The sequence below is a fragment of the Sutterella wadsworthensis genome, from assembly GCF_003315195.1.
GTDB lineage: Bacteria > Pseudomonadota > Gammaproteobacteria > Burkholderiales > Burkholderiaceae_F > Sutterella > Sutterella wadsworthensis.
Window position 1 is genome coordinate 1 of the sequence record NZ_QNRV01000030.1, and the last position, 21509, is coordinate 21509.

Annotated in this window: 16 protein-coding genes; 11 read left to right on the plus strand and 5 right to left on the minus strand. The window is 59.1% G+C overall.

Annotated elements, in window-relative coordinates; all coding sequences use genetic code 11:
• Window positions 1-437: 437 nt before the first annotated feature.
• Window positions 438-2126: an FAD-dependent oxidoreductase gene (locus DES29_RS10225; protein ID WP_021994973.1), complete on the minus strand. Its 1689-nt coding sequence runs from the start codon at window positions 2124-2126 to the stop codon at window positions 438-440.
• Between the two features lie 332 nt (window positions 2127-2458).
• Between DES29_RS10225 and DES29_RS10230 the strand changes: the two genes are divergently transcribed.
• Window positions 2459-3988 carry a flavocytochrome c gene (locus DES29_RS10230; protein ID WP_113854848.1) on the plus strand — a complete coding sequence of 510 codons (1530 nt, stop codon included), beginning with the start codon at window positions 2459-2461 and terminating at the stop codon, window positions 3986-3988.
• A 90-nt stretch (window positions 3989-4078) separates the two neighbouring features.
• Window positions 4079-4990, plus strand: coding sequence for a carcinine hydrolase/isopenicillin-N N-acyltransferase family protein (locus tag DES29_RS10235; protein WP_021995410.1), 912 nt, complete (start codon window positions 4079-4081; stop codon window positions 4988-4990).
• Window positions 4991-5071: 81 nt separating this feature from the next.
• Here DES29_RS10235 and dcuC read toward each other — a convergent pair whose 3' ends face one another.
• On the minus strand, window positions 5072-6343 hold the full coding sequence (dcuC, locus tag DES29_RS10240) for a C4-dicarboxylate transporter DcuC (protein WP_021995409.1): 1272 nt from the start codon (window positions 6341-6343) through the stop codon (window positions 5072-5074).
• Between the two features lie 384 nt (window positions 6344-6727).
• On the opposite strand from dcuC, the gene metA reads away from it, so the two are divergent.
• The 8 genes from metA to DES29_RS10285 all read left to right on the plus strand — a co-directional run bounded on the left by metA (window position 6728) and on the right by DES29_RS10285 (window position 17437).
• Complete coding sequence (metA, locus tag DES29_RS10245; RefSeq protein ID WP_113854849.1) at window positions 6728-7666, plus strand: homoserine O-acetyltransferase MetA; 939 nt, start codon at window positions 6728-6730, stop codon at window positions 7664-7666.
• A gap of 471 nt (window positions 7667-8137) precedes the next feature.
• The gene (gene aroF / locus DES29_RS10250) at window positions 8138-9208 is read left to right on the plus strand and encodes a 3-deoxy-7-phosphoheptulonate synthase (RefSeq protein WP_016474540.1); all 1071 of its coding nucleotides are present in this window, start codon (window positions 8138-8140) and stop codon (window positions 9206-9208) included.
• Window positions 9205-10332, plus strand: a complete 1128-nt coding sequence (locus DES29_RS10255; protein WP_046446350.1) for a 3-dehydroquinate synthase — start codon at window positions 9205-9207, stop codon at window positions 10330-10332. Before aroF ends, DES29_RS10255 begins: the two co-directional genes overlap by 4 nt.
• A gap of 49 nt (window positions 10333-10381) precedes the next feature.
• On the plus strand, window positions 10382-11776 hold the full coding sequence (gene aroA / locus DES29_RS10260; RefSeq protein WP_113854850.1) for a 3-phosphoshikimate 1-carboxyvinyltransferase: 1395 nt from the start codon (window positions 10382-10384) through the stop codon (window positions 11774-11776).
• 7 nt (window positions 11777-11783) lie between these two features.
• Entirely contained in the window at window positions 11784-12950 is a 1167-nt protein-coding gene (aroC, locus tag DES29_RS10265; RefSeq protein ID WP_113854851.1) for a chorismate synthase, read from the plus strand.
• A complete protein-coding gene (locus tag DES29_RS10270) occupies window positions 12947-14881 on the plus strand; it encodes a shikimate kinase (RefSeq protein ID WP_021995512.1) in 1935 nt (644 codons plus the stop codon). Before aroC ends, DES29_RS10270 begins: the two co-directional genes overlap by 4 nt.
• Before the next feature lie 411 nt (window positions 14882-15292).
• A complete protein-coding gene (locus DES29_RS10280) occupies window positions 15293-16813 on the plus strand; it encodes an anthranilate synthase component I family protein (protein WP_113854852.1) in 1521 nt (506 codons plus the stop codon).
• A 36-nt stretch (window positions 16814-16849) separates the two neighbouring features.
• Window positions 16850-17437, plus strand: coding sequence for an anthranilate synthase component II (locus DES29_RS10285; protein WP_021995510.1), 588 nt, complete (start codon window positions 16850-16852; stop codon window positions 17435-17437).
• A 102-nt stretch (window positions 17438-17539) separates the two neighbouring features.
• Here the strand turns inward: DES29_RS10285 and DES29_RS10290 are convergent, their stop codons facing one another.
• The 3 genes from DES29_RS10290 to DES29_RS10300 form a co-directional block, all read right to left on the minus strand.
• Window positions 17540-17965, minus strand: a complete 426-nt coding sequence (locus DES29_RS10290; RefSeq protein WP_005428774.1) for a type II toxin-antitoxin system VapC family toxin — start codon at window positions 17963-17965, stop codon at window positions 17540-17542.
• Complete coding sequence (locus tag DES29_RS10295; protein ID WP_005428773.1) at window positions 17965-18231, minus strand: type II toxin-antitoxin system prevent-host-death family antitoxin; 267 nt, start codon at window positions 18229-18231, stop codon at window positions 17965-17967. Before DES29_RS10295 ends, DES29_RS10290 begins: the two co-directional genes overlap by 1 nt.
• A gap of 238 nt (window positions 18232-18469) precedes the next feature.
• Window positions 18470-19360 (minus strand): LysR family transcriptional regulator, encoded by an 891-nt coding sequence (locus DES29_RS10300; RefSeq protein WP_005428772.1) that lies wholly within the window; start codon window positions 19358-19360, stop codon window positions 18470-18472.
• Window positions 19361-19609: 249 nt separating this feature from the next.
• Between DES29_RS10300 and DES29_RS10305 the strand changes: the two genes are divergently transcribed.
• Window positions 19610-21496: an FAD-dependent oxidoreductase gene (locus DES29_RS10305; protein ID WP_113854853.1), complete on the plus strand. Its 1887-nt coding sequence runs from the start codon at window positions 19610-19612 to the stop codon at window positions 21494-21496.
• Window positions 21497-21509: the final 13 nt, after the last annotated feature.

Here is a 21509-nt window from a genome sequence, read left to right on the forward strand (position 1 = left end):
AGATCCCGAAAAAAATCCGAGATCTCTTTACCCTGTTAGGTTTACCCTTGCCCCCGCGGGTGTTCCGGGACTAGGTGCATCCCCGGGAGTTTGGGGTAACGGCCGGACCGCTCGGGCCGCCGCTGGCGGCAACGGCTGCCGAAAATCCCAGAAACGCGGCAAATGCCGCAATTTTGCTGAGCTTCATTGATTTCATGATTTTCTCCTTTGGGCTGGATGTTTTTCAGCTGTGACAATCATGAAATCCGGGCGCTTTTCTCGCCATGCGCAGATTTAGCATTTTTTGGCCGGCGAACGCAAAGGGTCTTTGCATATTCTGCAACGGCAGGCTGGCGAGCCGTCCTCCGGCGAGTGAAGCACAAGATCGAGGCCGGCCTTATGCATCTCCCGCTTAATTGGGAAGCCGCAGCAGCAGCTTCCCAATCGCCGAGCGTTCCTTATTTAGCTTCTACTTCCTTAGCGGCCTCCGTACCGGCCAGGCGGCCAAGCACCACGGCAATCGTGACGCCAGAACCAAACTGGCTCGCTGTTTCGCCTGCGACATAAAGCCCAGGAATCACCGAACCGTCAGCCCGAACGGCACGGCTCTTCGCATCACGCATGACGCCGCCATAGGTCGTCTGCGAAGCGGGCGAAATTTTTTGTCCGTAATAAGGCGCAGTGTCAATTCGCGTGAAGATGGAATCCTTCCGCCCGAAGACTGGATCCTGCTTGGTGTCATAAACCGTATGCCACTCCGCAACGGTTGCGCCCAATGCCTGCGGATTGATGCCAAGTTTGGCTGCAAGATCCGTCAGATTCGGCGCTTCAACAAAGTAGCCGCGTGCTTTGTAGGTCTGCATCAGCGACGCATGATCAACAGCCTTCTGATCGAAAATCAGGTAAGCAGCGCCGCCCGTCTGCTTGGTGATCGCCGAAGCGAGCGCGGCCGTCTGTCCGAGCTCATTGGCAAAGCGCTTGCCCTCTTGGTTAACGAGAATGGCGCCGTTGTAGCGGACGTTAGTGAGCGACACCGCACCGTGACCCGTGTCATAAGCCACCGTCTGCGGTCCGGTCAGATCCATTTGCGAGAGTGCTGCACCGGCCTTTTCCGCCATGATGATGCCGTCACCCGTCGCGCCGACGCTCGCCGTCGACGGATATCCGGCCAACTGCGGGCTGAAGCGCTTCACGAGATCTGGGTTCGAAGCAAAGCCGCCGGTAGCCAAAATCACCGCTTTTGCGTGAATCTCATAAGAGCCCTTGGGCGTCGTCACCCGAACGCCGGACACGCGGCCGTCTGTACCGACGATCAAATCGGTCGCCTTCGTATCGGTTCGCGTTTCGATGCCGAGCGCATCCACACGTGCCTTCATGACGGGCACCAGGTTCGTGCCGAGCGCACCGCCGTCTTTGGGCGTGTGCTGGGAGCCGTTGATAACGCGGGATAGGTCCGCACCCATGCCGATAAGCCAATCCGCAGTGGGGCCGGAGAGATCAGCGAGCTGCTTCACGTTGGCAAGTTCCTGACCCCGCGCGCCTTTTTCAAGTTTGGCGAAATAATCCGCGGCGGTATAGGGTTTGGCGGAGCTCATCTGCACTTTGGACCCGCCGGCGTTAAAGGCCGTTGAAGCCAAAAGCGTTGTGCCGCCGACGAGCGGCAGCTTTTCAATCAGGAGCACCTTCGCTCCGGCTTCCTTGGCTGCAATTGCGGCCCCCATGCCGGCGCCGCCGGCGCCCACCACCAATACATCCGTCGAATTATTGACGGGCAGCGCAGCATCCGTCTGATGCGTCTTTTTCAGATCTGCAGCGGTTCCGCCCGCTTTTTGGAGTGCCGCATCGACCGCTGCCGTCACAGCCCGCGAGGAATTCGTCGCACCCGAGACCGCATCGACGGCCGTCGTTTGCCGGGCAATAATTTCCTTAGAGATCATAGCAATGGCCTCAATACCCAGGCCCGGCGTTTCTTCACCGCGCACCACTTTGATGGATTTAATCGCCTGCCCTTGGATTTCAACCGAGAAGACGACGGGGCCGTTATTGCCTTTTGCCGATACCTCATAGGTCCCGTCCTGAAGCGCGGCCTGAACCGAACCGGCCAAACCTAAAGCCGCAAGAAATCCAATTGTGAAGAGCTTCCGCATATCTTTCTCCGCATCTAAGCTTTCAGACAAGGATCCCTGTGACCCTTGCCGCTGCGTTCCATTATCTGCGTCATTTAAATCCCGCGGACTTATGAAAAACACGGAATATGCACATGTAATACGTTTTCACTCCTTTCGCCGCAGCGCGTTAACAGACCCCATTTTCTGCCGCTGAAAGTTCTATCGCCGATTGTTACGGTTTTAATGCTTTGCGATCATCTCAATGCTTGGAGAACCGCCCGTTCGAGCTTTAGACTTTGGCCGCTCGCCCGCAGTCTTCGGAGGCCAGCCAACGACTGCGGGAGAAGTTCATATCAAAAAAGGAGGAAACCATGAATAATCTCTCACGCCGCTCGCTTATCCGCGGCGCCGCCGTGCTCCCTGCTGCCGGATTGGGTCTTGTCAGCACCGCCGATGCATCGTCGTCAAAGCCAAAATTTGACGAAATCTATGATGTAGTGATCATTGGTTCCGGTTTTTCCGGGCTTGCTGCAGCCCTGGCTGCGCGCGAAGCGGGCGCTTCTGCTGCCGTATTTGAAAAAATGGCTTTCGTGGGCGGCAACTCCTCGCTTTCGGGCGGCATGTTCGCCGTTCCGGGCTCGAGCGTGCAGAAAGAGCAGGGCATCAAGGACTCTCCCGAAGCACTGATGGCCGACATGGAGCGCATTGGTCTGGGTCTGGGCGATCCTCAGCATATTCGGTTCGTCTGTGAACACGCCGCAGAAACCTTTGAATGGACACGCAGCTATATCGGTGTGGACTGGAATCCAACGCTTACCGGCAAGGGCGGCCACTCCGCCGAGCGCTGTCTCATCACTCGGCAGGGCACGGGCCAAGGCATTATTGTGCCGGCCGTTAAAAAACTCGCTTCGCTCGGCGTCAAGCCCCGTACGGGCTGCTTCATGGAGAAGATCCTGCGAAGCCCCGAAGGACGTGTTCAAGGCGTTGAGATTCGTGAAGGCTATGTCTTCGGAAAGCCTGCCGCGGGCACCGTGAAGCGTATCGGCGCCCGCCGCGCCGTGGTGCTCGCCTGCGGCGGCTTCGGCGCTGACGTGAAGTATCGTCAGAAGCTCGACCCCAAGCTGGGCGCACAATTTCTCACCACGAACCAGCCCGGCGCCACGTCGGAAAGCTGGCGCGAAGTCTCCCGCATTGGCGCGCGGGTCATTCAGGCCGATTGGATTCAGTGCCTGCCGTCCTGCTCTCCGCTCGAAAAAGGCATGGGGAAAGCCACGCACTTTGCCTCTATTTCCGGCTCGCTCTTCGGCTTCTGGCTTTCGAGCCTTACCGGAGAACGCTTCGTCAATGAATTCGGCGACCGCAAAGTCTGCACGGACGCCATTCTCACCGTCATCAATAAAGGCGGACACGCGCTTGCATTGAGCGACAGCGACGGCGTCGCACATCTCGAAAAGCTCCGCCCGGGCCTGTTCGACCAGATGATTGCAGAAAAGACCGTCGTCAAGTATGACGATGCTGAAGCGCTCGCCAAAGCCTACAAAATGGATCCGGAAGCTCTGAAAAAGACCATCGCGCAATATAACGATGATCTTGCCAAACAGAGCGATCCGAAGTTCGGCCGCCGGTTCGACCGTTCGGCCAAGCCCATCGGCTCGGGCCCCTACTTTGTCTCAGAAATGAGTCCCAAAGTACACCACTGCATGGGCGGCGTGGCTACCGCCGTTGACACGGCGGTACTCGACGTCATGACCGACAAGCCGATTCCCGGCCTCTTTGCGGCGGGCGAATTCGTGGGCGGCATTCACGGCGCCGTGCGCATCGGCGCGTGCGCGGTGATGGACTGTCTCGTCAATGGGCGTGAAGCCGGCCGCATGGCTGCCCAGTCCAAAGCCTGGTTCTAAAGCCGTTCATTAACCGTTGACCGGCCTGGAAGCGGCGCAAACTCAAACCAGTTTTGCGCCGCGCTTAGGTCTCTATTCCAAAAACCCAAGATGTTCACGCCTGCCTTTAGACGCTTCGTATGGGCTGGCTGCGCCCTCTTCGCCGCAGCCGGCACCCCTGCCTGCACACTTTTTGGCGCTGTCGGCGAAGGCATGGTCGAGGGCGGCGGAACGCTCGCCGCTAAAACCCGGGACGAACACCCGGGGCCCCAGCGCTTTGACATCGCAGTGCCTTCAAAGGGCTATGCCTATCTGGGACTCTTCACGGGCGACAAGCACCGCTTCAACATGGGCTTCAATGAGAAGGGGCTCTTCCTCGCCCGTTCAACTTCAGGGAGCCTTCCGCGCAAAGAGCGGCTGGCATTGCCGCGCTTCTTTAAGCACCGCTTGAGCGCAACCGACTGGATCATGCAGCATTACGCCTCAGTCGACGAAGTGCTCGCACACAAGGAAGTATTTGTCGAGCCGGTGAACTACCTTCTGGCAGACCGCACCAAAATCGCCGTCGTTGAGGTGATGCCGGGCGGTCAAACCACTGTCCGCATCACAGAACACGGGACGGCCGCCCACACCAACCACTTCATCGAACCGGAATCCGAAGCTCTCAACCAAAAAATCGGCTCGAGCAGCGCACGCCGGCTCGAGCGCATTCGGGAGCTTCTCGCCGCTGCGGATAAACCCCTTAAGATCGCGGACATGGCGGCCATGACCCGCGACCGACATGACGGTCCCGTCCGCAGCATTTGGCGCACCGGCACCAAGCCCGACGGCGTTCAGACGCTGGCAGCCATTGCCGTGAGTCTCCCCTCAAGCGGAAATCCATCCCTGAACCTTACCTGGCGAACCGATCCGAACAATTCTCGCGCCATGGACTCGCTCGTCTGCAGCGTTGCGCCCGAAGATTTCAAAATGGGCACTGCCGCCTTCCGAAAGAAATGTTCCGCTATAGAAAACCATCATTGATTCGCTTCAAGAAAGGGCCGCCCGTTCAAAAGGAAACCCGCCGGCCGTCAGGGCTCAGAGTGATGAAGCAGACCGCAGGCATCAGCTGATAAAGAAGAGGAATGCAAGCGTACAGATCTGCACCGGTGCGGAACGCTTAATCACCTCTATCGGACTCACGCCTGCAATGCCCGAAATCACGATTACGCCGGCAGCAAGGGGCGAAGAGACGCGGCCGAACGTAGCGGCAACGCTTGCGAGGTAACCGAGGTCGGGGACCGTCATGCCGAACGAGGCGGCATGGGGCGTAACGGCTTCATTGAAGGCAAAGGCCGCAGCGTCGCCCGAACCCGTCATGACGCCGAGCACATAGGGACCGACGGCCGCGCCGAGTTTGGCGAGGTCGGAGGAACCCTTAAGCGCCTCGACGAAAACGTCAATGACGCCGCAGGAACGCAGGCCGGCGGCGAAAACGCCGGCGGCAATGATGAGCCCCAGAATGCTGCCGTAGCCTTGCCCCATGCCGTCAAAGAACCGCTTTGTCAGATCCGCCGGACTGACGCGCGTCACGATCATCGTGTAGATCACGCCGATGAGCATAGCTGTCGCCACGGAAACCTTCACCTGCGGGAACCCGATGGCCACCACAAAGAGCAGTATGACCGGCAGGAGCGGCGCAAAAGCCCAGAGCAGATTAGCCTTTTCGGGCAGCTCCACTTGGTTTGCCGCGTCGTGAACGCCGTCGTTCTCGAAGCCCCCTTTCTTGTAGTCGCCAAAGAGCAGACAGGCCGCAACCATCACGATGATGCAGACAATGGAAATCAGCAGCGTGCGCGTGCCCGTATAGGTGAGATAGTCCATGATCGGCCAGTCCGCGATCTTTGCTACGAACCCGTTATGGGAAGACCCGGGCGACCAAAAGGACGGCAGCGTCGAAGCAATCACCGTACAGGCAGCCATTGCCGGCCGAAAACCCGCGCGAATCATGAGCGCGCAGATCGTCGGACCAATGGCCGCACACATGCCGGCCAAAGACGAAATCGCAATGGATACAACGCCCGTCACAATCATGCAGCAAGGCAGGAGCGCAATACCCAAACGGTTGAGCGGCTTCGTAAGGAGCCTCACCAGATGCAGGTCACACCCGGTGAGGTTCATCACTCGGGCGAAACCCATCGCCGAACAGACCACAACGATGAGTGAGGCATTGGTCATCGACTTATCGAACTGCTTGAAAGCAGCAATCGGATCGAGTGCGAGCAGACACATTGCGAAACCGGAAGTGAGGAGCACCAAACGGGTCTCCCAGCGTTTGAGCAGTCCGTATACCGTGATGCAGACGACAGCCAATGCTGCCCATATTTCAAAAGTCATGAGTTTCGCTTCCTTGGATGGTATTCATCGTTTTTTTATGCTTTTCGCCTCTAGGCGAAATGGCGTATTTTAGAAAGCAAAATGTCATACTCAATTAGCGGTATTACCTATTACCTAAAACCGTTTGAGTCGGCATACAGGACATATAACGACGTTTTCTTTTCGGACTGCCGACATCGCAAAACACTTCTGATATGCGTACCCATCCTGCGCAATCTGCAGGTTTTATGGTCCAAGTTGTAATACCTGAGGCCGCTTCGGTCATCGTTCTCCTTAGACTCATTGCGGGGATGTGAAGCGCCCCGTGAGCGAGCCTCTCAGTGCGCTCGATCAGCCCGCCGTCTCTTTGAGACTTCTCGATTTTCCATACGGAGCACTTCCGCGATGCCAGTCATTCTGCCCAACGGGCTTCCTGCCAATGAGCGCCTTCTTGACGAAAACATCTTCGTCATGTCGCCCGACCGAGCGCGCACACAGGACATCAGACCGCTTCGAATTCTGGCGCTCAACTTGATGCCGACCAAAATCACGACGGAAACGCAGATTGCGAGGCTCCTTGCTAATTCGCCGCTGCAGGTAGAGCTCACGCTGCTTCAGACCGCCTCTCACCGCGGCAGGCACGTCTCGGGCGACCATCTCGATGCTTTCTATAAGACCTTCGAGGAGGTCGAAAACGAACGTTTTGACGGCATGATCATTACCGGCGCACCCGTGGAACAGCTCGATTTTCACGAAGTGAATTATTGGGAAGAGCTCAAAGGCATCTTCGACTGGAGTCTCACTCATGCATATTCCACGCTTCATGTGTGCTGGGGCGCATTTGCCGCGCTCTGGCATCACTACGGCATCCGCAAGCACCCGCTGGCCGAAAAGCTTTTCGGCATCTTTGAGCATGAAGTGCTTCGCCCTTCCAACCCGCTCGTGCGCGGCTTCGATGACCGCTTTTTCGTCCCGCACTCCCGCCATACGGGCCTCAATCTAAAGGATCTAGCCGCAGTTCCCGCTCTGAGACTGCTTGCTTCGGGCCGCCGCACCGGTCCCTGCCTGCTTTCCACGGAAAACGGGCGGCAAATTTTCGTGACCGGACATCCCGAATACGACCTCTTCACGCTCGACGCGGAGTATCGCCGGGACCTTGAAAAAGGACTCGAGATTTCTGTTCCTGAAAACTATTACCCGTCCGACGATCCGGCGCAGCGTCCGATCAACCGCTGGCGCTCTCACGCGCACCTCCTCTACCACAACTGGCTCAACTACTACGTCTATCAAACGACGCCCTATGACCTTGAGGAACTTTCTCCCCTTGCCGGCCAGCCGCGCTGAGCTCAAGTCTTCAGTGTCTCCCGTCGTTAACACCTACGATGACTTCCCAGGGCTATAGGCAAGAAGTTGTAGGCAACCCAAATCGGCGTCATCATTTCTCTCAGCGGCTCTCAAAAAACCTTGCAAAGTTTGGCTGAGCGAGTAAATTGATTCTCAAGCACTTCGCTTTCATTTCTCCTTTACACCGATTTCGAAATGAACACCGTCCTTCATGCATCGTCCTTTTATTACGCGTTTTGGCGATTTACGCACAAGACGCGTTTGACTGCATAAAAGGTTTCGGCAAGCGAAAACACAAAACCTGCGGTCTCAAACGCCGCAGGTTTTTTGTTGTTCCTTCCTCTCCCGCACCGCACCAAAGATACGACGGGATCCAAGCAAGGCCAAGCAGCACTCTCCGGCGGCAAAGAGATCGAGCCCAGACACTCGAATCCACCCCAATACCCGAATTTATTCTTCCGGAGAGAAACCATGATCATCATCATGAAGGCCACCGCCACAACGACCGACATCACCGATCTTAAGGACCGTCTTGAATCCCGAGGGCTTCGTGCTGTCGTCATGCAGGGGCAGGAAAAAACAGCCGTCGGCGTCATCGGCGAAACCCGCCTGCATCTGCCCGCCGACCAAATTCTGGCGCTTCCGTCGGTTGAATCCATTCGCCGCGTAAGTGACCCCTGCAAACTCGCCAACCGCCTCTTCCATCCGGAGGACACGATCGTCAAAGCGGGCAGCGCCAAGGTGGGCGGCGGCCACTTCGCCATGATTGCCGGTCCCTGCTCGATTGAATCCGAAGAGCAGATCGTCGGCATCGCCAAAGCCGTGAAAGCCGCTGGCGCCACGATGCTCCGCGGCGGCGCCTTCAAGCCGCGTACGTCGCCCTACGACTTCCAGGGGCTCAGAAGCGAAGGGCTTGACCTGCTCCTCAAGGCCCGCAAAGCCACAGGTCTGCCGATCGTCACTGAAATCATGAGCATCACGCATCTGCCGCTCTTCGAAGACGTCGACGTCATTCAGGTCGGTGCCCGCAGCATGCAGAATTTCGAAATGCTCAAGGAACTCGGCCGCACCAATAAGCCCATTCTGCTCAAGCGCGGTCTGGCCAACACCATCAAAGAACTCCTGATGGCCGCCGAATACATCATGGCAAGCGGCAACGATCAGATCATCCTTTGCGAACGCGGCATCCGCACCTACGAAACCGCCACCCGCAATACGCTTGACCTCTCTGCCGTGCCGGTGCTTCACGAAAAAACGCACCTCCCGGTGGTGATCGATCCCTCGCACGCCACAGGCGTCGCCCGCTATGTTCCGTCCATGGCTGCCGCAGCAGCGGCCTGCGGCGCCGACGGTCTGATGATCGAAGTGCACAACAACCCTGCCGCCGCGCTCTGCGACGGTCCGCAGTCGATCACGCCCGAAGAATTCGAGCGCGTCGTGAAGACTGTGAACGCCGTGCGCGCCGCCGTGAATCTTCACAACATGGCCGCCCCTTCCGCCGTCCGTACGGCTGAAGATGTGATCCGCGTGTGCGCGTCATGAGCTGCTGCGAACGCTCCCGCATTCTGCATGTCTCAACGGGACGCACCTACGATGTAGAGGCGCTCCCGGGGCTCCTCCATGCCCGCGGACACGACGCGCTCAAGGCGCGCCTTCAGGCACTCGTTCCCGAACGAGCAGTCATCGTCTCAGACACCAACGTTGCGCCGCTTTATGCCCGCGCGGCGGCAGATGCACTCGGCACCAAATGTGCCGGCATTCACGTGATTCCTGCCGGCGAAGCGTCCAAAACGCCCGCTGAACTCGTCCGCGCGCTTGAAGCCTTTGCTGCGATCGGGCTCACGCGAAGCTCTGCGGTGATTGCGCTCGGGGGCGGCGTGATCGGCGACCTCGCCGGTCTGGCTGCCGCGCTTTGGATGCGCGGCATCGACTGCGTGCAGATCCCGACTTCACTCCTCGCAATGGTCGATTCGAGCGTAGGCGGCAAAACCGCCGTGGATCTTCCTGCCGGCAAAAACCTGATGGGCGTCTTCTCGCAGCCCAAGGCCGTGCTGATCGATCCGCAGGCGCTTGACACGCTGCCCGAGCGGGAACGCGCCTGCGGCTGGGGAGAGATGATCAAATATGCGGGCATAGACGCCCGCATGAACCAGCTCGTCCATGAGGCTCTTGCCGGCATTGAACCCGGGTCGCCCGCGCCCCTTCCGACGGTTGACCTCATACTGGCCGCCATTGACGTCAAGCGCCGCATCGTCGAAGCCGACGAACGCGAAGCGGGTGAAAGAAGACTCTTAAACCTCGGCCACACCGTCGGACATGCCGTCGAAGCGGCAGCGCACTGGGAGCTTTCTCACGGCGCCTCTGTCGCCATCGGCATGGCAATTCTCACGCGGGCTTTGGTTCGCGAAGGACGTCTTCCCAACGAAATGCGCGTTGATCTCGAGACGCTTCTCGCCAAAACGGGGCTCCCATCGGCCGTTCCTGCGGCTTTAAAAGCCCGAAGCGACCTCGATTTTTCGCCCGAATCGCTCCTTAAGCTCTGCCAGCACGATAAAAAGGCCGGGGCCGTCGATGTCGCGCTGGTATTGCCTGTTTCACCCGGCTGCGCCCGAATCGAGCGCACGTCCTGGGCGAAACTCCTCGAGAGGATCCGCGCAGGACTCTGAAGAAAAATACGGGCGGCCGGAGCGCCGCGCCAACTTGAAGCCACTCCTCATGCAGCAGACCGTTTCCCCGCAACAGCTTTCCGGCACGATTGCCGCCATTCCTTCAAAGTCCTGGGCTCACCGCGAACTGATTGCCGCCGCGCTGGGCGCGCCCGATCATGCCGTGCTCGTGCGCTTTCGGGGCGGCTCCAACGACATTGAAGCCACTTGCCGCGCCCTGCGGGGGCTCGGCGCCAAAATCGAACGGCTCCCCGGAACGGGCGCGCGGGTAGAGGGCATCAGCCGCGCAGAACGGAACACCCTCACGGAAACGCCGGTGCTCGACTGCGGTGAATCGGGCACCACGCTGCGCTACCTTCTGCCCGTCGCTGCCGCCCTGAACGGACCAGCCGGCGTCATCTTTACGGGATCCGGGCGTCTCCCCGCCAGACCGCAGGAGCCGCTCGCCGGCGAACTAGAGCGCCACGGCATTACACTCGACTATGCCGAGGCTTCTCCTGGGGCGCTCCTTCCCGTGCGGCTCACCGGCAGGCTTCTCCCCGGCGCTTATGCGCTGTCGGGCGCCGTATCGTCGCAGTTTCTCGGCGGACTCCTCTATGCGCTCTCCGTTCTTGACGGGCCAAGCACACTCGCCGTTAAGGATCGGCTCGAGAGCGAACCCTATGTGCGCATGACGCTCTCCGCGCTTGCCGAAAGCGGCGTTGAAATTGCCGAATCACGCACCGACCAAGGACTGCCGCTCTGGACCATTGCCGGCCGAGGCGTCCTCACGCCGCCCGAAGATGTTCAGGTCGAAGGCGACTGGTCCAATGCCGCTTTCTGGCTCTGCGCCGGGGCGCTCACGCAAAATCCCGAGGGCATCGCCGTGGAGGGACTCAGCCTCACGTCGCTCCAAGGCGACCGTGCCGTCGTCGACATTTTGTCGCGCTTGGGCGCACAGGTTGAATCGTCCTCCGAGGGCCCTGTCGGAACCGTGCGGGTCAAACCTCCCAAAAACGGCGCCGCGCTTCGCGGGCAAACGATTGATGCCCGGCAGATTCCGGACTTGGTGCCGATTCTCGCCGTGGCGGCCGGTGCCGCCGAGGGCGAAACTCGGTTCACCCATGCCGAACGGCTCCGCATCAAAGAAAGCGATCGTCTGCAGAGCACGGCTCAGCTCCTGCATCTCCTCGGCGTGCCGCATGAAGAGCTCCCCGACGGACTGGTGGTGCACGGCATCGGCAGCGCACGAAAATTTTCGGGCGGGCGCATTTCAAGCTTCAAAGATCACCGCATCGTCATGGCTGCCGCCGTGGCCGGCGCCTCCGGCGGCGCCCCCATAGTTATTGACGGCGCAGAGGATGCGGCCAAGTCCTATCCCTACTTTTTCGAGGATTTGGAGCGGATGAAGGGCTCCGCGGCCCCTGCCGACCTCAAGACCCGCAACTGCATTCAAAACGATTGACTCCATCATGAACACCACTTTCGGCACTTATCTGCGCACCACCGTCTGGGGACAAAGCCATGCGGCGGCCATTGGCTGCACCGTTGAAGGGCTCCCTGCGGGCGAAGCCGTTGACGAAGAGGCGCTTTGCGCCTTTATGGGACGCCGGGCGCCGGGCGGCCGGCTTTCGACGCAGCGCCGCGAAACGGATCAGCCTGAAATTCTCTGCGGTCTCATGAACGGCATCACCTGCGGCGCGCCGCTCACTGCCCTTATCCGCAATACCGATCAGCGCTCGAAAGACTACAAGGCCATTGCTGACCGCCCTCGTCCGTCGCACGCGGATCTGCCCGCGCAGGTGCGTTATCAGGGCTTTCAGGATGTTCGCGGCGGCGGCGCCTTCTCCGGACGCCTCACGGCTCCCATCTGCTGCGCGGGCGGCATTGCCCTGCAGATTCTTGCCCGCCGCGGCATTCGGGTTGCGGCTCACTTGGCCGCGGTCGGCACCGTTGAAGACCGGCCTTTCAGCCCCATGGGCGAAACCGATGCGGTGCTGCAGGCGCGGCTAAAGCGCGAACTTCCAGTGCTCAGCGATGAAGCAGACAAAGCCATGGCCGCTGCCGTCGCTGCTGCCCGGAAATCGGGCGACAGCATCGGCGCGGTGATCGAAGGCATGATCACGGGCCTGCCGATGGGCTTGGGCGGCCCGCTCTTTGAGGGTTTTGACGGCGCGCTCGCCTTCGGACTTTTTGGCATTCCAGGGGTCAAAGGCGTGGAATTCGGCGACGGCTTTGCGGCCGCACGCCGTTCGGGCTCGGCTGAGAACGACCCCTGGGAGCCTCAGCTCTCTGCTCCCGGCGCAGCACCAGCGGCCAATCACGCGGGCGGCATTGCGGGCGGGATGACCACCTCTGCACCGATCCTCTTTCGTGCAGCCATGAAACCCACGCCCTCCATTGCGCTCCGCCAGCAGACGGTCTCGCTCGAAGCGGGGACAGCCGCCGAGCTGATTGTCACCGGCCGGCACGATCCCTGCATCGGCATCCGCGCGGTGCCGGTCGTAGAGGCCGTTGCGGCACTCGCTGCCCTGGACCTCCTCCTCGCGCCGCCGGCAGTGCTCTCAAAGGACCTCCCCAATGCCGAGTGCTGGGCCTCTGAAGCTTTAAAGGCACGAGCCGAGAACACTGCCCAATGAAAGCGCACCGCGCTGAAACGCCCCATACCACCCTTCAAAAAGATACGTTTGAATTCATCATGACCGACCAGCAGACGGCAGAACCTCATCCTCATCCCGCGCAGCTGCGCGAAGCGCCGAGCGACCTCTTGGCTGACCTGCGGGCAAAGATCGACGTCATTGACGCCAAGCTCTCGGCACTTATTATCGAGCGCCTGGCCATCGCCGACGAAATCGGCGAGCGTAAGCGCGGCCGGAACCTGCCAATTCATGCGCCCAAGCGCGAAGAAGCACTGCTGGAAAAGCTCGCTGAACGCGTGCCGCCCAACGAACGGCCGATTGTCGCAGCGGTTTACGAACTTTTGATCGCGGGCTCCCGCCAGCGGCAGCTCGCCGCTCAGCTCTTCGAAGAAGGCGCTCTCGGCACTGAAGGGCATCAGCCCGGGCGGCTCTCTGTTTTCAAAACGCTCGGCGAAGGTGAAACGCCGCAGTACGCCGCCAAACGGCTGATTTGCGCCTGCACGGCTGCGGGGGCTGCGCCCGCTCTGCTCGAGGCGACTCGCGAAGGCGTCGGCCTCACCCTTGAAGGGGCCGGCATGAACCGCGTTCTGGCGGCCGACCTCAAGGGGCTCGGTGCAAAGGTGGAAGTCACCATCGACCGCAATGCTGAACCGATTCCGCCCAAAGCGGGCGCCGGACTGCTCTGCGGACTGCTTGGCCGCCGCCTCGGACACACGCTTTCGCCGGAAATTCACGCGCGTCTGGGCGCCTACGCCTATAAGCGTTTTGAGTGCGAGCCCGAGCGTTTGGACGAATTCCTGCGAACAACGCCGTTTGACGGCCTCAACGTCACCATTCCTTATAAGGAAGCGGTGTTGCCCTACTGCGACGAATTGACGCCCGCCGCGCAGCATGTCGGCGCGGTCAATACCCTCGTGCGCCGTCCTGACGGAAAGCTCGTGGGCGACAATACCGACTATGCCGGATTCCTCGACACCGTCCGTGCGAGCGGCATCAAGGTCAAGGGCAAGAAAGCCCTGATCCTCGGCACGGGCGGCGCGGCTAAATGCGTGCAGGCGGTCCTAAAAGATCTCGGCGCCTTTGCCGTCATGGTGAACATTCGCGGAGCCGAAGGCCGCGAAGCGCTTAACCGCCATGCCGATGCAGAGATTCTCGTCAACGCCACGCCCGTCGGCATGTTCCCTGTCTGCGGCGTGTCGCCCATCGGCGACCTGGGGCTCCTCCCAAAGCTCTCCTTCGTTTTCGACCTCATTTATAACCCGGCCGTCACCGAACTCATGCTTCGTGCGAGAGCGCGAGGCATCCCTGCGGTCAACGGCCTGCGCATGCTTGTCGTGCAGGCCGAAGCCGCCGCACGCGATTTTCTCTCGATCGCCTCCCCCGTCGACGGCGCGCCGGCCCAACCGGCAGCGAGCGCTGAAGAAATTCATGCGGACCTCAAGCGTCAGTTCGAAAACATCGTGCTTTCAGGCATGCCGGGGAGCGGCAAATCCACCGTCGGCCGCATTCTTGCGGCACGGCTTGGACGCCCCTTCATCGATCTGGATGAAGAAATCGAGGCTGCTGCGGAACTCCCCATCCCCGAAATATTCCGCCGTCACGGCGAACCCGCTTTCCGCGACCTGGAATCGCGCATCGCCGCCATTGCCGGAGCACGGCGCGGCGTGGTGATTGCCACGGGCGGCGGCACCATGATGCGCGTGAAAAATGTCTCAGCCTTAAAGCAGAACGGCCGCGTAGCGCTTTTGAAGCGCCCCATCGAAGAGCTGCCGACCATGGGGCGCCCCGTCTCGCAGTCGCGGCCGCTCTCCGTCATTTGGGCGGAAAGACGAGCGACCTACGAGGGCACCGCAGACTGCTCGGTCGACAATGTTGAACCCGAAGCCGCGGCGCGCAATGTGCTCGAAGCGCTCGGCTGGCCGATTGCATGACATTGACAAGGCAGCCGACCGCTATCCGCACCGGATTCTGATGCGGATCAAATCGACCGAGGCGGAGCGCCGAGAGGCGCTCCCGCCGAACTGCCCCGCATCATGCGATAGTGATTCTGTACTTTATGCCCCATTGAGGAACCTTCATGTTCTTGCTTCTTCTCTCCCGCAGCTGGCGGTGGCGTCCCGGATTCGATCCGTCGGCGCCCGTCTGCGTCTGCAGCCGGGAGGAGCAAAAGAACGAAAAGCGCCCAGCGCCTTGATGCATTCGAGCTTCCTCAGCCGCCGCGAGACCTCTGCTGCAGAGCGCCTGCCGCAGATCTCCAAAAGAACGGACCGAATCCTTGTTCAGTGATTCCGGTCCGTTTTTTTTCGTCTTCCGATTTCATGATTCTCTTTTAGGATGCCGCCATGCTCGCCTTCAGCGAATTTGCCCGACTCGCCCAGCAGGGCAATTACGTTCCCGTAACGCTCACGCTTACTGCCGATCTGGAAACCCCCGTCTCCATTCTTTCCCGGCTCAAGGATGACGAGGATGTGTTTCTCCTTGAATCCGTCGAAGCCGGCGAGCGCTTCGGCCGAAATTCCTTCATTGGCCTCAATCCCAGAGCGCGGTTCTCGGTCGAAGACGGCCGAGCATTTATGGAGGACGCCGACGGACGCCGAGAGCTTCCCGAAGCCGCAACAAAAGAGGGCGCCTTCATGGCCCTGAGGTCGCTTACTGAAGGCCTTCGTCCCGCGGCTCCTGCAGATCTGCCCTCCTTTACGGGCGGTGCTGTCGGTGCGCTCGGCTGGGAGATGTGCGGTGATTTCGAACCCAAAACCGGCTACAAGCCTCATGGGCTTACGGCAGCCTTCATGGTGGCCGAAGATATGATCATTTTTGACAACTTCCGCCATACCATGACGATTTCTGCGGGTGTGCGCATCGACGAATTCCCCGATCTCGGTTCGGCTTTCGCCGCGGGCGCGGCCCGCGTGGAAGCAGTGCGGGCGAGAATCCGCAGGCCGCTCGATCTTTCAAAGCTCCCGGATCAGCATCCGGCTGCAGTACCCGTTCTCAAGGCCAATACGACCGAACACGATTTCTGCGCTATGGTAGAAAAAGCCAAAGGCTTGATCCGTGACGGCGAACTCATTCAGGTCGTTCTTTCCCAGAAATTTTCCGGTGAAACGACGATTGAACCCTTTACTTTCTACCGGGCGCTTCGCCGCATTAATCCCTCGCCCTACACCTTCTTTATGAAGATGGGCGGCCTCACATTCGTGAGCTCCTCTCCTGAAACACTGTGCCGCACCGAAGCCGACGGCAGCGCGCTGCTCCGCCCGATTGCCGGCACGAGGAAACGCGGCGCCTCTGCCGCTGACGATGAACGGCTTTCCGAAGAGCTCCTCGCCGACCCGAAGGAGCGCGCCGAACACCTGATGCTCGTTGACCTTGCACGCAACGACTTAGGACGCGTTGCCGCCCCGGGCAGCGTCAAAACGCCCTCCTTTATGACCGTCGAATACTTTTCGCACGTCATGCACATTGTTTCCACCGTCACGGGTCGGCTCGCCCCTGGACTCGACGCCTACGATCTCGTTCGTTCGGCCTTCCCTGCCGGAACGCTCTCGGGCGCGCCGAAGGTGCGTGCCATGCAGATCATTCGCGAACTTGAACCTGAACCGCGCGGCTTTTACGGCGGTGCAGCGGGTTACTTCGGCTACGACGGCGCGATGGATCTTGCCATCACGATCCGCACGCTGATCTTTGAGGACCTTGAGGAACCCGAAGCGCCGGGCGTCGCTAAGCGGCGGAACTTTTCCATTCAGGCGGGCGCCGGCATCGTCTACGACTCCGTTCCGGCGCTCGAATATCAGGAAACGAAAAATAAAGCCGCAGCCATGATGAAGGCTGTTGAACTCGCTGCCCGCGGACTCGCCGACTGAATGAGCCCGAAATACGCTTCAAAAGGAATGACTGCCATGAAGATTTTCATGCTCGACAACTACGACTCGTTCACCTACAACCTCGTGCAGTACTTTCAGATCCTCGGCTGCGACGTGACGGCTCGACGCTGCGACTGCACAACGGTCGATGCCGTCTTCGCCCTTCGCCCCGACGCGATTGTTCTCTCTCCCGGTCCGGGCCGTCCAGAAAGCGCGGGAATTCTGCTCGAGCTCATCCGCGAGGGACTCGCACGCCAAATGCCGATGCTCGGCGTCTGCCTCGGACATCAGGCCATCGGCGAAGCGCTGGGTGGAGACGTTATTCACGCTCAAAAAGTGATGCACGGAAAAACGTCGCACATCCGTCATGACGGTCAGGGACTCTTTGCCGGACTGCCCGAAGACTTGTCTGTGGTGCGCTACCACTCGCTCGCCGTGGACCGCACCACGCTCCCCGCAGACTTGATGGTGACAGCAGAAACGGACGACGGTGAAATCATGGGGCTGCGCCATCGCACGCTCCCGGTTGAAGGCATTCAGTACCACCCAGAATCCATGCTGACCGAGCGGGGGCTCGATCAGCTCGAGAATTTTCTGAAGATTGCTGCGGCAACTCAGAAATAATTAGGTTGGTCGAAATGCCCGAATGCATTTCGACCAACCTTAAACATGAGATTTCACTTCACATGAACTAATTCTTTTCCATCCAATGAAGCCCAAGCGAAATTAATGCGGCTGAGTAAATGGACAAAGCAAAGATACATTCATCGGCACAAAGTCACGAACATTTCGCGTCACCACAGTCATGCCATGTACTAATGCTGTCGCAGCAATCCAAGCATCTTGATAAGGCCGCGGGTCCGGTACATTTAAACGCGCGCAGGTATAGGCAATATCAGGAGTGATATCGAGCACTCTCCCCTCGTAATTCGGTTTGATTTCCATATCAAACCATTCTCGGAGCACGATACCCTGCCGAGTATCTCTGCGGGAGATGCGGAGAATACCCACTTCAAGTTCCATCAAACTGATGACCGATACATAAAGCAGATTTGGATCAATTTCGTCAATCCAGTTCTTAAAGACAGGATCAACATTGCTGGTTGCAAGCTTTCTGCTTTCTGAGACAGCGTTCGTATCGAGAAGGAACATTAGTCAAACTCCGGTGCTTTGACCAATTCCTTATTACGCACCAGTTCGGACTCGAGATCGCAATAAGCGGCTTTTTTGTGAGCAAAAAGCTCAGTTGCAGTCTTGCGGTTATCTGAAGATTTGAAAACACGAACATACTCCTTATAAGAAAGGAGCACATTGGTCGGCTCGCCTCGCACAGTGATGATCACCGGTTTATGAAGAGATTCCTCACGAATCTTTGCAGAGTTACGATTAAACTCGCGGCTAGTTACTTGAAATTCCATAATTATCCTCCCAAACATACGCTCCAATGATACTACAAACATACATCAAGATCGTACAGTAAAACAAGATCATAGGCTGATCTTATCTGCCCGAGACACCAAAAAAAGCCTGTGCAGACGTTTTAACCGAGCTCTCGGCATGAGAACGCCGAAATAAGCGGCAAATCAAGTTTCCTTCACAATCTTCTGATGAAGTATGTGTTAAATCGCGTGAGCCGATCAGTCACGCGTCGTTTTGTTATTCGCTGCCGTTGCGCGAGAGCGCAAGGATGACGTCATAGACACGCCGCACGGCCGGCGCATTGTTGACCGCGAGCCGAGCGGCACGGGCTTTCATCACGCCGCGGCCGCCGGCCACGGCTCGAATGAGCGTATTGGTTCCGCGTATCGTTGCATCAGGCGCAGGAATAAGCGCGACGCCGTAGCCGGCATCCACGTAAGCCATCATCAGTCGGCTCGAGGGCGTGCTCAAAGTCGATTTGGGCGTAAAACCCAAAATGCTTTCCACCACGTGCGGATAGCCCGCTTCACCGCCCTCCAGATAGATGAATGTTTCATCCTTGAGAAATTCCGGAGACGTTGTTTCCTCGAGTACCAGTCGGCTCCTAGGAACTGCCAGTACGGCATCCCACTCTGCGATGACCTGACTGGTTACAGTCTGCGGGAAATCAACGCCAGTCGTTAATCCGGCATAAATATCAATCTGTCCTTTGGAGAGCCGGGCAGCCAAATTCGTGGGCGGAGATACCTCCGTGAGCACTTTGATGCGCGGCCATCTGCGTCGGGACTCTGCAAGGAGATTAATAAGGAATCCGGAGCTGATGGTGCCGGGGCAGACGCCAAGCTTCACTTCGGCCTCTTCCCCGGAAAGAATGTCCTCAGCATTGCGTTTGGCTCGCTCCATGAGCGTGAGGATTTGCTGCGCATCTTCAGCAAAAACGCGGCCTACCGGCGTGAGTTCCATGGTGCGGTTGCTGCGGTTGATAAGCGGCGCACCAACCGCTTCCTCAAGCATCCGAATCTGCTGGCTCAAGGTCGGCTGCGAAATACCGAGCATTTCCGCTGCGCGGCCAAAGTGCATGCATTTAACGAGCGCCAAATACGCTTTGAGATGACGAGGTTCAAACATGACGTCTCCTTTACGAGCGCACGAATGGAATGAAGAGCTGAACAAAATGCTGCTGCCGGACTCAATCGGAAAAAAATAACACAGCCACGATTAGCTTTCCCAATGATGCGGTAGCTCCGCCGAGATTGTTCAAAAAACCACTGAACTTTAGGCTACCGACCTATTGAAGAGTGCCGTTCGAGCGCCTCACAGCCTCGGGCAGCCGCAAACCACATACGAAGCCTCACTTTTCTATCTGGAGAACCGTTCATGATCACCAAGTCCTTCCGCATGACCGCCGTTGCCGCGCTCTTGTGCGGTGTTTCGGCCATGGCCGTCGCTGCTGTTACTGCCGGCACCTATGAGGGTGCCGCTCAGGGCAAGCTTTCAACCGTCAAGGCTGCCGTCACGCTCAATCAGGACGGCCGCATCACCGACGTTAAGCTTGACGTTTCCGGCGAAACCCCTGAACTCGGCGGCGCTGCTGCCAAGAAAATGGCGCCTGCCATTGTTGAGCATCAGTCCACGGCTGTCGACGGCATGAGCGGCGCTACGGTGTCGAGCGAAGCCATCCGCAAGGCGGTGGCTGCGGCGATCGAGAAGGCCGGCGCTGATCCGAAAAAGTACGACGTGAAGGTTGCTAAGACCGTCGGCGCCGATGAGACCCTGACGGCCGACATCGTGGTGGTCGGCGCGGGCGCTTCGGGCACTGCCGCCGCCGTCACCGCCGCTGAAGCAGGCGCCAAGGTCATCGTGCTTGAAAAGGGACCTGCAGTGGGCGGTGCCGGCAAGCTCGCCTCCGGGCTCTTTGCCGTTGAATCCTCCATGCAGAAAGCCAAGTACAAGAACAATCCGGAACTGCTTTCTCAGCTCACGAAGGACCAGCTCTACAAGCAGCTCATGGATTACAACCACTACCTGAGCTCGGCCTCGATCACCCGCCGCGTCATCGATGAATCCTCTTCGACCGTCGACTGGATGAATAAGCACGGCGCCAAGCTTGAACTTATCGACTGGAATCCTCAGCAGGGCCAGAACCCCTATCCGATCCGCTGGCGCATTTACCATCGCTATGTCGACAATGCCGGTGCATTCAAGAATATGTATGACGCATTCGGCAAGCTCGGCGGCAAACTTCTGCTTCAGACCCGCGCCTATGACCTTACTCAGGATAAGGACGGCAACGTAACGGCCGTCATCGCCGAGAAGGCCGACGGGGGCAAACTCACCATTAAGACCTCGGCTGTCATTCTCGCCTCCGGCGGCTACGGCGGCGATGTCAATCGCCTCGCCAAGGAAATGGAAAGCAGCCAGCTGACGAACCGCATCGCCTGGTCGAACAACGGCGAAGGTCTCAATATGGCCTGGAAGGCCGGCGCCCAGAAGTCGGGTGAACACAGCGCGCTCATTCACGCCGCGGAATTCGACGGTCTTTCGACCTCTTCCGCGGGCAGCCACGGCATGGTCGACTCGAACCTCTTGGTGCGCGTTCTGAAGACGCCGCTCCTCTGGGTGGATCCGGCCGGCCGGCGCTTTGCCAATGAAGAACTCATCTACGACACCGTCTACTGGGCCAACGCGGGCTACTCCGTGGGCGGCAAGTACTTTGTCGTCGTTGACGGCAAGACGCTTGACGCCTACACAGCCGACAAGCTCCCGTTTGAAGTCTCCGGCGCCGGTCCCGCCAATCCGACGGGCAAGGGCGATTTCCGCGCGCTGATGGAAGAAGCTGTACGCCAGGGCGTGGCCTTCAAGGCCGATACGCTCGAAGAGCTTGCTCAGAAGGCGGGTTTTGAAACCAAAGGATTCCTTTCCGACGTGAAGGCCTACAATCAGGCCGTATCGAGCGGCAAGGACCCCTTCGGCAAGCCGGCTGAATTCCTCAAGTTCAAGGTTGAAAAGGGCCCGTTCTACGCTGCGCGCGCAAAGGTTGTGAGCCTTTCGACGCTGGGCGGCGTGCGCGTCAACGACCGCTTTGAGGCCCTCAATTCTGAGTTGAAGCCCATCCATGGCCTTTACGCCGTCGGCAACAACGCCAACGGCTTCTACTCCGCTCCATCCTACCCGCCGTATCAGGGTCTCGCCCTGGGCTTTGCATGGAATTCCGGCCGCATCGCCGGCAAGGAAGCCGCTGAGTACGTGAAGACCGCTAAGTAACGCTCCGCGTCTC

Coding starts and splice junctions, on each gene's coding strand:
- aroC (WP_113854851.1), top strand. CDS start 11,784: ATGAACACCACTTTCGGCACTTATCTGCGCACCACCGTCTGGGGACAA.
- DES29_RS10230 (WP_113854848.1), top strand. CDS start 2,459: ATGAATAATCTCTCACGCCGCTCGCTTATCCGCGGCGCCGCCGTGCTC.
- aroF (WP_016474540.1), top strand. CDS start 8,138: ATGATCATCATCATGAAGGCCACCGCCACAACGACCGACATCACCGAT.
- DES29_RS10295 (WP_005428773.1), bottom strand. CDS start 18,231: ATGGAATTTCAAGTAACTAGCCGCGAGTTTAATCGTAACTCTGCAAAG.
- DES29_RS10280 (WP_113854852.1), top strand. CDS start 15,293: ATGCTCGCCTTCAGCGAATTTGCCCGACTCGCCCAGCAGGGCAATTAC.
- DES29_RS10285 (WP_021995510.1), top strand. CDS start 16,850: ATGAAGATTTTCATGCTCGACAACTACGACTCGTTCACCTACAACCTC.
- DES29_RS10270 (WP_021995512.1), top strand. CDS start 12,947: ATGAAAGCGCACCGCGCTGAAACGCCCCATACCACCCTTCAAAAAGAT.
- metA (WP_113854849.1), top strand. CDS start 6,728: ATGCCAGTCATTCTGCCCAACGGGCTTCCTGCCAATGAGCGCCTTCTT.
- DES29_RS10290 (WP_005428774.1), bottom strand. CDS start 17,965: ATGTTCCTTCTCGATACGAACGCTGTCTCAGAAAGCAGAAAGCTTGCA.
- aroA (WP_113854850.1), top strand. CDS start 10,382: ATGCAGCAGACCGTTTCCCCGCAACAGCTTTCCGGCACGATTGCCGCC.
- DES29_RS10235 (WP_021995410.1), top strand. CDS start 4,079: ATGTTCACGCCTGCCTTTAGACGCTTCGTATGGGCTGGCTGCGCCCTC.
- dcuC (WP_021995409.1), bottom strand. CDS start 6,343: ATGACTTTTGAAATATGGGCAGCATTGGCTGTCGTCTGCATCACGGTA.
- DES29_RS10300 (WP_005428772.1), bottom strand. CDS start 19,360: ATGTTTGAACCTCGTCATCTCAAAGCGTATTTGGCGCTCGTTAAATGC.
- DES29_RS10305 (WP_113854853.1), top strand. CDS start 19,610: ATGATCACCAAGTCCTTCCGCATGACCGCCGTTGCCGCGCTCTTGTGC.
- DES29_RS10225 (WP_021994973.1), bottom strand. CDS start 2,126: ATGCGGAAGCTCTTCACAATTGGATTTCTTGCGGCTTTAGGTTTGGCC.
- DES29_RS10255 (WP_046446350.1), top strand. CDS start 9,205: ATGAGCTGCTGCGAACGCTCCCGCATTCTGCATGTCTCAACGGGACGC.